Below are 14,095 nucleotides of genomic sequence, written 5' to 3' on the forward strand. Positions count from 1 at the left end.
TTATTATCAGGAATTGATATCCGGAAATATCGTTTTTGTAACGATAAAGACGTAGATGCAATGGAACGGGGAATAACGATGATACATAAATATCAATTTAAAGATCTTTATATTGTGATGGATATTAACAGCGGAGCCATTCATGTGGTAAGCAAAATTGTTTATGATATCCTGGATTATTTTAACGAGCATTCAAAAGATGAGATTTTGGATCTTTTTAAGAGACAGTACAATGCCGATGATATTCTGGAAGCTTTGGAGGAAATCCGGTATCTGATCGATGAGGGAATGCTCTTTACAGACGATTCTCAAATCACCACGGAAATGTTGGAGGGGAGAGGCTCTGTCATCAAAGCAATGTGCCTTCATGTTGCCCATGACTGCAATATGACCTGCAAGTATTGTTTTGGAGACAAAGGCGCTTTTGAAGGGGTTCGCTCCCTGCTGTCTTTGGAGACCGGCAAAAAAGCGATTGATTTTCTGCTATCTCATTCCGGAAGCAGAAGGAATCTGGAGATTGACTTTTTCGGAGGTGAACCTCTGATGAATTTCCAGGTGGTGAAGGATCTCGTTTCCTATGGAAGGGAAGCTGAGAAGGCCTACGGGAAAAATATCAGGTTTACCATTACGACAAATGGGCTGCTACTGGATGAAGAAAAAGAAGATTATATCAATACCAATATGGACAATGTAATCCTGAGCATAGACGGAAGACCTGAAGTCAATGACAACATGAGGAGAACGGTGAATGATAAAGGAACCTATGATATCATCGTGAAAAATTACCTTCGTTTTGCAGAAAAACGGAAGGGTACTTATTATGTCAGAGGCACCTTTACCAGGGACAATCTGGATTTTTCAGAAGATGTAAAGCATTTGGCCGAAATAGGGTTCAAAAATATTTCTGTAGAGCCTGTGGTAACGGATTTATCCCAGCGCTATGCCCTGCAGGAAGAAGATAAAGATAGAATATTAGACGAATATGATAAGCTGACGGATCTATATCTGGATCACGCAAAAGAGGGGAAACAGTTTGCATTTTTCCATTTCAATGTAGATTTAAACCAGGGACCCTGCGTATATAAAAGAGTTGCCGGCTGTGGTGCCGGTACGGAATATGTTGCCGTATCTCCTGAAGGGGATATTTATCCCTGCCACCAGTTTGTAGGAAATCCGGACTTTCAATTGGGGAACCTGAATGATGAAAGATTTGAAAATAAGCTCTATAACGAATTTAATAAAGCCCATATCTATAATAAAGAACAATGCCGTGATTGCTGGGCAAAATTCTATTGCAGCGGAGGATGCCATGCCAATGCCTTCCATATGAACCATGATATCAAAATCCCTTATCAGCTTGGCTGTGAGCTGGAAAAAAAGAGGATAGAATGTGCTGTCGGTATTAAAGCCGCTCTTTCCACGGAAAATGATGAATGAAACAAAATAGACTAAAGTGATATTCTGGTTTGTCATCACCTGACTCTTTAAATAGTGAACGGATGCTTCAAATATACTCCTTTTCTTTACCAATGGAAAAGGAGTTTTCTGTTTGACGGCAAATCAGCTTCATAAAATTGGAAATCATTTTGGGGAAAACATTTTCCTAATAATTCTTGACAGGAAAATGTTTTCCTATATAATCAAAGCTGAAAGGGAGGATGAAGATGGCCAATATCAAATTGATTGCCAGGAAAGCCGGCGTATCCATTTCAACAGTTTCCAGAGTGATGAACGGCTCGAAGCCCGTTAGTCCCGAACTGAAGAAACGAGTTTGTGATGCTGTGGAACAAATGAATTATAAACCCAACAGCATTGCCCGGAGCCTTATCTTAAATAAAACCAATTTAATTGGCGTCGTGGTTCCCGATGTGTCTGATTCCTTTCATTCAAAGCTTCTGTCCGGCATTGAGGAATGTGCTGCTTCGGCAGATTACGGTGTCATCATTTGCAATGTATACCGCAGTCTGGAAAAACAGCAGAAATATTTAAATCTTATGCTGGAACGCCATGTAGATGCCATTATCCTATTGCATGAAACGTCAGAGGAAGATCTTTCAAAATTTCAGAAGAACAGCAAAACTCCGCTGATTTTTGCCAGCGTTCCGGTAGAAGGAGTATCGATCCCCTTTGTGGGAATTGATGAGGTTGCGGCAGCACAGGATGCGACAAACTACCTGATCGAAAACGGGCATGACCGAATCGGTTTGATTCACGGGGAAGGGATCGCTCTTGGAATTTTGAGAAAAGAGGGTTATTGCAGAGCCCTGGGGGCAAAGAATATTTCTGTCAATCAGGATTACATCATCCAGAGTACCTGCAGTATTGCCGACGGATATCATGCGATGGAACAAATGATGCAGCTTACCGTGCCGCCTACGGCAGTATTCTGTGTCAGTGATGAAATTGCGGTCGGAGCCTTGGACTATATCCTGGATCACGGTATGCGTGTTCCGGAAGATGTTTCGCTCATCGGTTTTGATGATATCGACTTAAGTCAGGTGGTCCGGCCAAAGCTGACTACGGTTCATCAACCCATTCAAGAGATCGGTATAGAAGCTGCTAAATTAGCCATTACCCTGATCGAAGGCAAGGATGAGGAGATTACCCCTATGATTTTAAAACACTCCATCGTAGAACGGGAGTCTGTTCTGAAAAGAGGAGAGGAATAGCAGATCATTCATCGTTAGATAATAGCGTGGAGAGGTAGTTTGATTTGTGAAGTCCCGGGGATTTTTTGGGGATTTCTTTTGGAGTTTAGGAAAACCTTTTCCCGAACTGACCTATTGATATCTATAGCTTTACATAGATATAAGTTATATTTTGAGGAGATAAAGGAGAAAATGATATGAAAAAATTGCTCGCTGTATTACTCTGTATCGCTCTTGTTCTTTCTTTATTCACAGCTTGCCAAGGCAAGAAGGAAGAAGGAAGTGACGGAGCTGTAACCATCAGACTAGCCACCTTCCAGGTTGGTGTGAATGCATCTGCTCCTTGGTTTGCTTCTGTAATCGAAGCCTTCAATGAAGAATATGCAGGAAAAATCACTCTGGATATCGAAGAAATTCCTGGAGATCAAGCCTATGTTGACAAAATGAAAACTTATATCTCTATGAAAGATCTGCCGGATTTGGTATTTACAGGCGGATATAATCTGATGGACGATGCATTGGCCGCCAATGCTTTGGTGGATTTAACCCCTTACTTTGATGCGGATCAGGACTTTGCTTCCAGATTCTTTGAGGATGACATCGAGTACAATTCCAGAGACGGCAAAATCTATGGAGTACCGGTGGAAAGACAGCCAATTACATATTTTTATAATAAACAACTCTTTGAGAAAGCCGGAATTACTGCTCCTGCAGCAACCTGGGATGAGTTTATGAAGCAGCTGGAACAGTTAAAGGCGGCAGGTGTAACTCCTGTTTCCATGGATACTTTAGACTCTGCATGGCTTTCCTCATTATGGCTGAACAGCATGGTAGGAACCTTCTCCGATGAAAGCAATCAATGGACGAACCAATCCATGCCGAAGGATTATAATTCTGCCGATTTCATTAAGGCAACGGATTATGTACAAAAGATGCTTCTGAATTATACGACCAAGGATGCCCTTGGCGGTAAATATGAAAATGGTGCCAATAATTTCCTTAATGGAAATACCGCTATGATTGCAAATGGTCCTTGGATGATCGGTGATTTCTATGCCAAAGGCGGAGAAGAGTTTGTCAGCAACATCGGTACAGCCCTTTATCCGGAAGGCGGTATCTTCTCCGGATCCATGCCTGGATATCTGATTGGATCCAAAGACAAAGAACATGCGGATGCTGCCGTAGAATTCCTGAAGTTCATAACCAGAGAAGATATGCAGTTGAAGGCCGTTGAAATGTACAGTGCTATCCCTGCCAATAAAAATGTTGAAATTTCTCAAACTGTAATTGATGCGAATCCATTGCTTGGCGAGATTGTGGAACTCCAGAATCAGGCTGCCAAGGTTTATGGAAACTATCAGAGTTTATGGTATTCCAACGTTATATCTGAACTTGACAGACAATATCCGTTGCTTGCTGCAGGCAGCATTACACCGGAACAGTTTGCTCAGGCATTAACGGATGCGGCAAATAAGAATTAATCAGCTTTTTCATTTTCCGTCCATAATCCCAGACGTGAGCGGCTCTGGCCTGTCCCTTATCGAAAGGGCCGGCGGGGGACAGAGCCGCCCGGTTTCTGGGTGACAGTTACTTTATTCTAATCGGAGGACCTGCCGCAGATCATGCGGGCAGGTCATAAATTGAGGTGTCACATTGAAGAAGAATAAAATCTGGCTCTACCTGTTTTCTGCACCATTGATTCTTTGCTTTGCGGTGTTTCTGCTGGTACCGGTAATGATTGTAATCGGAACTTCTTTCTTTGAATGGAAAGGGTTCTCCGGCAACATCACCTTTATTGGATTTGACAATTATATTGCGGCATTGAGCGATCCTGAGTTCATTGTCTCATTTCAACATACAATCATTTGGATATTGCTGCAGTCCACAATCCATGTGGTCATAGGAGTAAGCTTCGCCATTATCATTTCAAGAAAATTTAAAGGCTGGAAAGTACTTCGAACGGCTTTCGTCATTCCTAATATGATATCGGCCTCCGCTTTAGGATTTATATTTCTGATGGTATTCAACGGCCAAATCGGACTTCTGAACTCACTGCTGAAATTCCTTCATCTGGAGGAATGGGCACGAAACTGGTTCTTTGATCCCAACACAGCCTTTGTGTCTGTCACTTTAACCTGGCTGATATTTGCAGGATTGATTATGCTATTGGTTTTAACGGAAATCGGAACCATCCCGCATTCTCTTTATGAAGCGGCGGATTTGGATGGTGCCAGCCAGTGGCAAAAAGACCTGTACGTTACCATTCCGCAGCTTAGAAATGTCATCGGTACCTGTATGATTATTGCGGCGACATCAAAATTAAAAGAATTTGAACTGATTTATCTGACAACTAAAGGAGGCCCGGGAACGGAAACCATGAGTTTGCCGCTGTACCTGTATAATACCTCCATTGTGCAGAACAACTTCGGATATGCCAACATGATCGGTACCATACTGATCGGTTTAGGCCTGATATTAATCTATATCATAAGCAAAGTATTCAAAATCGCAGGCAATGAGTAGGGAGGAGACAGTATGAAAGTAAAAGGCTACACGTACGTAACCAGTATTGCATTAATTTCAGTGATTCCATTTTTATGGGTAATCATGCTGTCTTTAAAAGCAAACGGTGAGATCTTGAATAATCCTCTTTCCCTTCCTTCTGAAATCGTTTTGGAGGGTTACGGTAATGCATTGAAAATAGCTCCTCTGGGTCAATATTTGGTAAACAGTGTCATAATCGCTACTGTCAGTACTTTCCTGAATATTATCATTTCCAGTATGGCGGCTTACGCAACCACACGCTTTGAGTTCAAACTGAAAACACCCATCGTTTTTATGATGAGCATTGCACTTCTTTTGCCGATAACCGCTTTGATTATGCCTGTATATTCCATCATCAGCTTTCTAGGATTATATGATACAAAGCTGGGGCTCATCCTGGTATATACGGCGCTGGATTTACCCATGTCCTTTTTTATCCTCAGAGCGTTTTTCCTGACGATACCGAAAGAACTGGAGGAAGCCGCATTTATTGACGGTTCTACGTTCCTGCAGTGCTATCAGAGAGTGATTTTACCGCTGACCAGTCCTGGGATGATTACGGCAGGCATATTGCATTTCATTTTCTGTTGGAATGAATTTCTCTATGCCTTGACGCTTACGGCATCCCACAGCGCAAGAACCGTACCTTTGGCACTGAATTACTTTACATCACAGTTTGCCTTTGATTATAACGCGATGTTCTCTGCGGTGGTGATCATCATCTTCCCAAGCATATTGATCTTTGTCATCTTCCAGGAAAAAATTATTGAAGGACTCACAGCAGGAGCGGTAAAAGGATAGGAGTAGGATATGAAACTTTGTATATTAGGGGGAGGCGGCTCCCGTGCCATGATATTGGCTAAAAGCCTGCTGCAGCAAGCAAAAAGCTTAAGTATTTCAGAAATTGTATTTATGGACTGTCATCAGGAAGGATTGCGGATTTTTGGAGGAATGGCTCAAAAAGCAGCATCCTTGATAGATCCTGACGTTCGGGTTTCCTGTACAACGGATCCAATAGAAGCTATTTCCAATGCTGACTATGTGATTACCACCGTCAGAGTGGGAGGAGATTCTTCCAGAGTTCAGAATGAAAAAATAGCATTGAAGCACGGTGTACTGGGACAGGAGACAACCGGAGCCGGAGGGTTTGCCATGGCCGTATCCACCATTCCGGTACTTAGAGAATACTGCAGTCTGATACGCCAATATGCAAAAAAAGAGGTTATGGTCTTTAACTTTTCCAATCCGTCAGGGTTGGTTACCCAGGCCATGAGAGATCTGGGGTACGATTTTGTTTACGGAGTATGCGACGCTCCTTCCGGGTTTCTAAGACAGATTGCAAATGTAAGAAAAGGTCAGTCGGAAGATTATAAAATGGACGTCTTTGGATTAAATCACCTCAGCTATTTTACGTCCGTCAGGGAAAAAGGGGAGGATATTACAGCAGAACTGTTACGAGATCCTCTGCTCTATACGGAAACCGATATGCGGTATTTCGAACCTGATCTTCCTCAAAAATGGGGCATGCTTTTCAATGAATACCTCTACTATTTTTATTACCGGGAACAAGCTGTTGCCAATATTCTCCGAAAGGGGAGCACCCGGGGTGAATCCATCATGGGTATCAATGAAAGAATGTTTGAAGAACTAAAGCAATGCAATGCAGAAAAAGATTTTGACCGAATGCTTGAAATCTACTCTAAATATAATCATGAACGGGAAATCAGTTATATGGCCACAGAATCTTCCGTCAAACGAAATGAATCGGCGGCGCCGCTGTTCGACCTGTACAGCAGGGAGGATGGGGGTTATGCCGGTATTGCACTGGCTTTTATCAAGGCAAAGATTGCAGGCAAAGAGTCGGAAATGGTTTTATCGGTGCCGAATCAAGGCACTGTGGAATGGCTCAGAGATTCTGACGTTGTGGAAGTGACCTGCAGTATAGGCCCTTCCGGTGCAACCCCAAAAAAGGGAATGAAAGAACTTCCCGAAAGCGCTGTAGAACTGATCCGGACCATGAAGCTATATGAGAGAATGGCTGCCCGGAGCATACTGGAAAAAGACAGAAATCTGGCAATAGAGGCTCTCATGGTTCATCCGCTGATCAACTCATACTCTTTGGCGAAGGCGCTCATTACGGATTATTTGAACTTGAATGTCAACGGCTTTGACGATTGGAGGGCATAATGGAAAATACAATTGTATCTATGGGGAAGATCTGTATCGATTTGATTTACAGTGAAGTAGAGCGGTTGCCAAAGCTTGGAGAAGAGATTTTTTCAAAGGGTTTTTCTATGGAACTTGGGGGAGGGCCTACTGCTACGATAACCACCCTTCATCGTCTGGGAGTACCGTCTAAGCTCGGTGTCTTTCTGGGAAAGGGCAGATTCAGTCAGTTTGCACAGGAAAAGTTAAATGAATACGGTGTAAATTATGTGGATCTTTATCAAGGGGAAGAGCTGGAGCCTTTGATTATAACCAGTGTCATATCAACTCCGGAAGACCGGAGCTTTGTTAGCTATCAGCCTCAAAACAACGATTTAAAGCATTTCTTTGCCTCTGAAAGTCAGGTCTATGAACTCTATAAGGGCTGCCGGATTGCTTATATCACTTTGGGTTATGATGATGTCTGGAAACGGTTGAAAAAGGAGGGTTCCATACTTGTAATGGATTCTTTCTGGCATGATGATTTAAACTTTGACTGGTACAAGGATATTTTCCCTTACGTAGATTATTTCACCCCCAACGAACAGGAGGCTCCTAAAATAACAGGGGCCAAAACGCCGGAAGAGGCACTGGATATCCTTGCTGAGTATCTGCCTTCTCCTATTGTGAAGCTTAGCAGTAACGGCTGTATCATGAAGGAAAATGGTAAAACTCTTCATATCAAAGCAGCAGATCAATTTGAAAAAATTGACTCAACAGGCGCCGGGGATGCATTTCTCGCAGGCTTCCTGTACGGTATTTATAAAGGGTATGATACAAAAGCATCCGTTGCACTTGGAAATATTACCGGAGGAAATTGCGTGAGCCAAATAGGATGTCTGACGGCACAGATCAATGAAGAGCAGCTGTTAGACTATTATAAAAAATATAATCAGGAATAAAATCCAACATCGTTTATTCTGCAATCAGAGTACCTTAGACCTTACCGGAGATCATAAAGCTCCTGGTAAGGTCTTTTCTGTGATATAAACTATAGAATCGCTTTGTAATCTGGGAAACGGGGAAATCGTAGAATTTATTTCATATTCGCCTCCGGCAGAGGTATAATATGTTTAAAAAGATAAAGAAATCCGGAGGTTTTAGATGATAGATGTTTGTCTCCTTGGCTGCGGAGGAATGGTTCCTCTTCCTGACAGGAGTTTAACGGCACTGCTTTATAAATATAACGGGAAAATGATCCTGATTGATTGCGGTGAGGGCACACAAGTTTCCATACGCCGTATGGGATGGGGTTTTAAAGCCATTGAAGCCATCTGCATCACACACTACCATGGAGATCATATCGCCGGTTTGCCGGGATTATTGATGACCATGGGAAACAGCGGAAGAACGGAACCCGTTACGATTTTAGGGCCGCCTCCTCTAGCTGACGTCGTGAGAGCATTGACCATTATCGCTCCGGAATTACCGTTTCAGGTTATTTTAAAGGAGCTGCCGGTTGAGGCTGCTGCCTGCTGGAAAATAGGAGAGATCATGATCAACAGCACCCCGGGAGAGCATCTGATTCCTTCTCTTGCTTACAATTTGCAAATAAACAGGGCAGGTAAATTTCTTGTTGAAAATGCTATCGCCTATGAAATTCCTGTGAAATACTGGTCAAAGCTTCAAAGAGGTGAAACCATTGTCCATCAGGATAAAAAATATATACCGGAAATGGTTTTAGGAGAACCCAGGGAAGGGATTAAAATCACCTACATTACCGATACCAGACAGACTGATTCACTGATTCCTTTTGCCAAGGATTCGGACTTGCTGATCTGTGAGGGAATGTATGGTGATGATTCACTTATCGGGAAAGCAAGAGAACGAGGACACATGGTCTTTTCCGATGCAGCCAAATTAGCCAGGGAAAGCAACTCAAAAGAGCTGTGGCTGACTCATTATAGTCCCTCTTTAGGTCATCCGGAGGACTTTCTGGAAACAGCGGCAAAAATTTTTTCGAATACGAAATGCGGTGAAGATAGGATGTGGAGACACATTTCATATCATTCGGAAAAAGAACTTTCATAATAGATAAAAAGACATTCATAATAAATAAAGGAATATAGAATCCTAAAAGATGTAATCCTGTAATTATCTAATTATGAAATTATGTAAGTTTGTAAGTATTTATCCACGGATATTTGAATCGTGAGAGGAGAAGTTGCTTTGAAGAAGATTATCGTGAGTTTACTGTCCCTTTTTCTTATCTGCAGTCTGTTATTAAGCTGCAGTGACAATACCATCCCCCCTGAGAGAGAACCTATAGTCGATGTTACCGCAAATTATGAAATCAATAAAGAAGGCGATACTGTGGAAAGCCGGTTTCTTCCTCCTAAAGGGTATGAAAGGCTGCCGGCGCCTGCCGACACAGTAACTGCTTTTCTTAGAGAATTGAAACTCAAGCCTGACGGAAGCAGGGTTCTGTTATATGACGGCAGCGAGAAAGGGAATCAATCAGCCCAGGCTGCAGTGCTTGACATGGATATCGGCAGCAGAGACCTGCAGCAATGTGCAGATGCTATCATTCGTTTGCGCGCCGAATATTTCTATGCAAAAGGTGATTATGAATCCATTGGTTTTCATCTGACCAATGGATTTTATCTGCCCTACGGAAAATGGAAAGATGGATATCGTCTGGTTGTTCAGGGAAATGAGACCTATCTGAAGGAAAGTGCCGGGGCAGATGAGAGTTACGAAAACCTTCGGAGATATCTTGATATGGTTTTTGCCTATGCCGGTACGCTTTCGGTAGAAAAGGAAACTTTTCCAGTTGATAATATCAATGATATTAAGCCGGGTGACCTGTTTATTGAAGGCGGGAGTCCGGGACATGGCGTAATGGTGATTGATATCGTCGGCAACCAGGAAGGAGATATCGCATTTTTATTAGCTCAAAGTTATATGCCTGCACAAGAAATTCATGTTCTGAAAAATCCGTTGCATGAAGAGGATCCTTGGTATTACGTTTCTGAACTAACCTATCCATTTAAAACGCCGCAATGGACTTTTGAAGAGGGCAGCTTAAGAACCTACCCTAATTGAATACTGACATTCAGATGAATACGATAAGAGAAAATAAAGGAGCATCTGGAAATTAGATCAACAGCTGTTTCATCTAATTTTCAAATGCCCATGTCAGTTATCAGGATAACTTAATATGTTAGGATGGATTTAGTATTTAATTAGTGGATTCTTTCATCTGCTCCAAAAATGCAAGTATGACGGTAGCCGGTCTTGTTACGGTACTCAGCTCCAAAGTTTCCTCTGTCGTGCCTGCATGCAGGATCATTGGACCTATAGATGCAATTTTTAAATCAGGATTTTTACGTGCAAACCATCCGCATTCCGTTTCACGGGTCAGTGCTTTGCCGCCGATTTCTTCTCCATATAAAGCTTTATTTATTTCTGAAAGCTTTGCTACCAGGTCACTGTCGGGATTCTCAGGCCATCTGGGAGTCAGTTCCCAAATGTTGTATTTCAAGTCACACATACTGCTTACGGCTTCATGTGCGCTGGTAATTTCCTGTGCTCCTTTTTCCGAAGAACTTCCGGCAAAAACTTGCGCAATAAAACTACCGGTATAGGTGGATACCGATCCCAGGTTTGTATAACTCTCTGCATCTCCGGTGGCAGTGGTTGTCTGTACACCATTGAGCACGCCATAGACAAAGCTTAAGATACTGCTGCTGTCGTCCCAGGAAACAACCTTATCGGGCATTACGGATTGGGAATAGGAAAATACGGCATTCTGCTCTACATCGCCATAATCATGCTGAAACGCATCTATTTCCGATTTCATCGTATTTTCAAATTTCTTTTTATCAGATTCGTTGATAATGACTAAAGCGACTGCATCAATGGGAATCGTATCACCCGAGGTGCCGGAATTAAAGGCACCAAGCTCCAGAAGAACACCTTCACCCTGAGCTTTGGCCAACGCTTCCCCGATGAGTTTGATTGCATTGGCGCCGCCCTTATTGATCTCACTTTCAGCTTCGCCGCCTTTTAACCCTTTTATAGAAACTTCGTAAGGGATGACATTTTTAGGTGCTGTCCAATTGATGGCTCTGGACATGGTATACGCATTGGTGCCTTCGCTTCCGTTGCCGATAGAATTCACCGTATCCCATCCAAGATTGATCAGATAGTCCCCATCCAAATACTTGGCATTCAGTTTTTGCGCACCTGCCATCGTAGTTTCCCCGTCGGCGGTAAAAATTACGCGGAGAGGGCCATGCATCTTTGCATTCTTCAATACATATAAGGCTGTGGAAATGCCAATGCCGCTGTCAGCTCCCAAGCTGGTGTTTTCAGCAGTCATGGTGTCTCCGTTATCTGTTATTTTGATGGGATCATTTAACGGGTCAAAATAAATGCCTTCTGTGGTTGCACACAACATATCCATATTGCATTGCAGTATGGTAGTGGGGGCGTCTTCATAGCCCGGAGTTGCCGGTTTATCGATGATAACATTATTTGATTTGTCCCTAATAACGGTAAAATTATTCTGCTTTGCCCAGGATCTCAGATAAGAGCTGATGGGGCGGATATGACCGGATTCTCTTGGTATTTCACTTAGACTCATAAATTCTTCCAGAATTGCCGTACGGATCGTTTCATCATCTATTTTATTTTCTTCTTTCACATTGCAGCCTGTGAACATCGTAACAATCATACTTACAACTAAAGCGATAACTAATAAACGTTTCATATATCTTCCTCCCAATATTGCTTTCGTTATGATAATAACATATAATTATAGCATATTTCAAATGAATCCGGGTAACAAAGTAAAAGATAACAATTTTGGGGGTTACTGCCATGGAAAAAGAACTGGAATTACCTGTATATTTATTTCATCAGGGCACGGCTGCAAAGGCATATGAACTGATGGGTGCTCATCCCAGCAAAAGAGGCGGAGAAGAAGGATATATTTTTCGAGTCTGGGCTCCCAAAGCGAAAAGGGTATTCCTGTCCGGTGAATTTAATAACTGGAATTTCGGCAAAGCACCATTGGAAAGAATCACTGGCCAAGGGATATGGGAAATCTTTATTCCGGATGTCAAGGCATACACTCTGTATAAGTATATTGTTGAAGACGAGCAGGGAAATCAGTTTGCCAAAACGGATCCTTATGCTTTTCATATGGAAACGAGACCAGGTACCGCCTCCAAGACCTATCCTCTGGATCGGTATGAATGGAAGGATACAGCCTGGGTTGAAAAACGAAAAAAAATATTGCCCTATCGTTCTCCTATGAATATCTATGAAGTCCATTTGGGCTCCTGGAGAAGGTATGCAGACGGAAACTATTTTGATTACTATAAACTGGCTGAAGAATTGATTCCTTATGTAAAGGAGATGGGTTATACCCACCTGGAATTGATGCCTGTCTCCGAATATCCCTTTGACGGTTCCTGGGGGTATCAGGTTATGGGCTATTATGCACCGACTTCCAGATATGGAACCCCGGAAGGATTTATGTATTTTGTAGACACCTGCCATCAGGCTGACTTAGGGGTCATACTGGACTGGGTACCGGGCCATTTTCCCAAAGATGCCGACGGCCTTTATCGCTTTGACGGAAGTCCTTGTTATGAATATGAGGATCCTTTAAAAAGTGAGCATAAAGAATGGGGTACTATGATTTTTGACTGGGGAAGAAATGAAGTCAGAAGCTTTTTAATTTCCAATGCCATGTTCTGGTTTGACCGATACCATATCGACGGACTCCGAGTGGATGCCGTGGCTTCCATGCTTTATCTCGACTACGGCAGGAAGGACGGGCAATGGCGTCCCAATGTAAAAGGCGGCAGAGAAAATTTAGAAGCCGTATCCTTTCTTCAGGATCTAAACAAAACCGTATTCGAGAGCTATCCCTATGCTCTCATGGTGGCTGAAGAATCCACAGCCTGGCCTATGGTAACAAAGCCGGTGCATGCAGGAGGCTTGGGCTTTAATTTTAAATGGAATATGGGCTGGATGAATGATACCCTGAGGTATATGAAACAAGATCCCTATTTCCGGAAAGAACTTCATCGTAATCTTACATTTTCACTGACCTATGTTTTTTCTGAAAACTTTATCTTGCCCTTGTCACATGATGAAGTTGTCCATATGAAGGGATCTTTAATCAACAAAATGCCCGGGGATCATAATCAAAAATTTGCAAATTTGCGGGCTTATTATGCTTATATGTTCGCACATCCCGGAAAAAAGCTTCTGTTTATGGGAGGAGAGTTTGCTCAATTTTCCGAGTGGCATTTTGAGGGAGAGCTGGACTGGTATCTTTTTGATTCAGAGGATCACCAAAAATTTTATTATTTTATAAAAGAATTAAATCACATCTATAAAAACAATTCCCCGTTTTGGGAGTTGGATGACAGCTGGGATGGATTCCGATGGATTCAGCCTGATGAAGCAGAAAATAATATTCTTGCATTCAGGAGAATCGATAAAAAAGGGAGAGATATCACCGTCATCTGCAATTTTGCTCCTGTGAAAAGAGAAAAATACAGAGTCGGAGTAAGCCGAAAAGGGCGCTATCAACTGCTGTTCGACTCCGGGGATATTCAATATGGAGGAGATCATAAGCTGAAAAAAACAATCATGTCTGAGGAAATCGAGAATAATGGGTATAAATATTCTATTGAGGTAGACCTTCCGGGCCTATCGACAGTTTATTGGAGGTGATC

Annotated in this window: 11 protein-coding genes; 10 read left to right on the forward strand and 1 reads right to left on the reverse strand. The window is 42.5% G+C overall.

Translation table 11 applies throughout. From position 1 onward, the window contains the following. Positions 1 to 72: 72 nt before the first annotated feature. The 9 genes from scfB (at position 73) to KCX82_RS01395 (ending at position 10,442) form a co-directional block, all read left to right on the forward strand. Complete coding sequence (gene scfB, locus KCX82_RS01355; RefSeq protein WP_465250615.1) at positions 73 to 1,437, forward strand: thioether cross-link-forming SCIFF peptide maturase; 1,365 nt, start codon at positions 73 to 75, stop codon at positions 1,435 to 1,437. Positions 1,438 to 1,664: 227 nt separating this feature from the next. Then, the gene (locus KCX82_RS01360; protein ID WP_227016635.1) at positions 1,665 to 2,669 is read left to right on the forward strand and encodes a LacI family DNA-binding transcriptional regulator; all 1,005 of its coding nucleotides are present in this window, start codon (positions 1,665 to 1,667) and stop codon (positions 2,667 to 2,669) included. 176 nt (positions 2,670 to 2,845) lie between these two features. Beyond that, positions 2,846 to 4,129 carry an ABC transporter substrate-binding protein gene (locus tag KCX82_RS01365; protein ID WP_227016636.1) on the forward strand — a complete coding sequence of 428 codons (1,284 nt, stop codon included), beginning with the start codon at positions 2,846 to 2,848 and terminating at the stop codon, positions 4,127 to 4,129. A gap of 172 nt (positions 4,130 to 4,301) precedes the next feature. After that, positions 4,302 to 5,171: a carbohydrate ABC transporter permease gene (locus KCX82_RS01370; RefSeq protein ID WP_227016637.1), complete on the forward strand. Its 870-nt coding sequence runs from the start codon at positions 4,302 to 4,304 to the stop codon at positions 5,169 to 5,171. Between the two features lie 12 nt (positions 5,172 to 5,183). Beyond that, a complete protein-coding gene (locus KCX82_RS01375; protein ID WP_227016638.1) occupies positions 5,184 to 5,993 on the forward strand; it encodes a carbohydrate ABC transporter permease in 810 nt (269 codons plus the stop codon). A gap of 9 nt (positions 5,994 to 6,002) precedes the next feature. Then, positions 6,003 to 7,379 carry a family 4 glycosyl hydrolase gene (locus tag KCX82_RS01380; RefSeq protein WP_227016639.1) on the forward strand — a complete coding sequence of 459 codons (1,377 nt, stop codon included), beginning with the start codon at positions 6,003 to 6,005 and terminating at the stop codon, positions 7,377 to 7,379. After that, on the forward strand, positions 7,379 to 8,299 hold the full coding sequence (locus tag KCX82_RS01385) for a carbohydrate kinase family protein (RefSeq protein WP_227016640.1): 921 nt from the start codon (positions 7,379 to 7,381) through the stop codon (positions 8,297 to 8,299). Before KCX82_RS01380 ends, KCX82_RS01385 begins: the two co-directional genes overlap by 1 nt. Positions 8,300 to 8,501: 202 nt before the next feature. After that, positions 8,502 to 9,428 carry a ribonuclease Z gene (locus tag KCX82_RS01390; protein ID WP_227016641.1) on the forward strand — a complete coding sequence of 309 codons (927 nt, stop codon included), beginning with the start codon at positions 8,502 to 8,504 and terminating at the stop codon, positions 9,426 to 9,428. Positions 9,429 to 9,566: 138 nt separating this feature from the next. After that, positions 9,567 to 10,442 carry a DUF4846 domain-containing protein gene (locus KCX82_RS01395; RefSeq protein ID WP_227016642.1) on the forward strand — a complete coding sequence of 292 codons (876 nt, stop codon included), beginning with the start codon at positions 9,567 to 9,569 and terminating at the stop codon, positions 10,440 to 10,442. A gap of 136 nt (positions 10,443 to 10,578) precedes the next feature. Here KCX82_RS01395 and KCX82_RS01400 read toward each other — a convergent pair whose 3' ends face one another. Beyond that, entirely contained in the window at positions 10,579 to 12,111 is a 1,533-nt protein-coding gene (locus tag KCX82_RS01400; RefSeq protein ID WP_227016643.1) for a zinc-binding metallopeptidase family protein, read from the reverse strand. Positions 12,112 to 12,221: 110 nt separating this feature from the next. Between KCX82_RS01400 and glgB the strand changes: the two genes are divergently transcribed. Continuing rightward, positions 12,222 to 14,093: a 1,4-alpha-glucan branching protein GlgB gene (glgB, locus tag KCX82_RS01405; protein ID WP_227016644.1), complete on the forward strand. Its 1,872-nt coding sequence runs from the start codon at positions 12,222 to 12,224 to the stop codon at positions 14,091 to 14,093. Positions 14,094 to 14,095 lie beyond the last annotated feature (2 nt).

Source organism: Sinanaerobacter chloroacetimidivorans, from assembly GCF_018128545.1.
Classification (GTDB): domain Bacteria; phylum Bacillota; class Clostridia; order Peptostreptococcales; family Anaerovoracaceae; genus Sinanaerobacter; species Sinanaerobacter chloroacetimidivorans.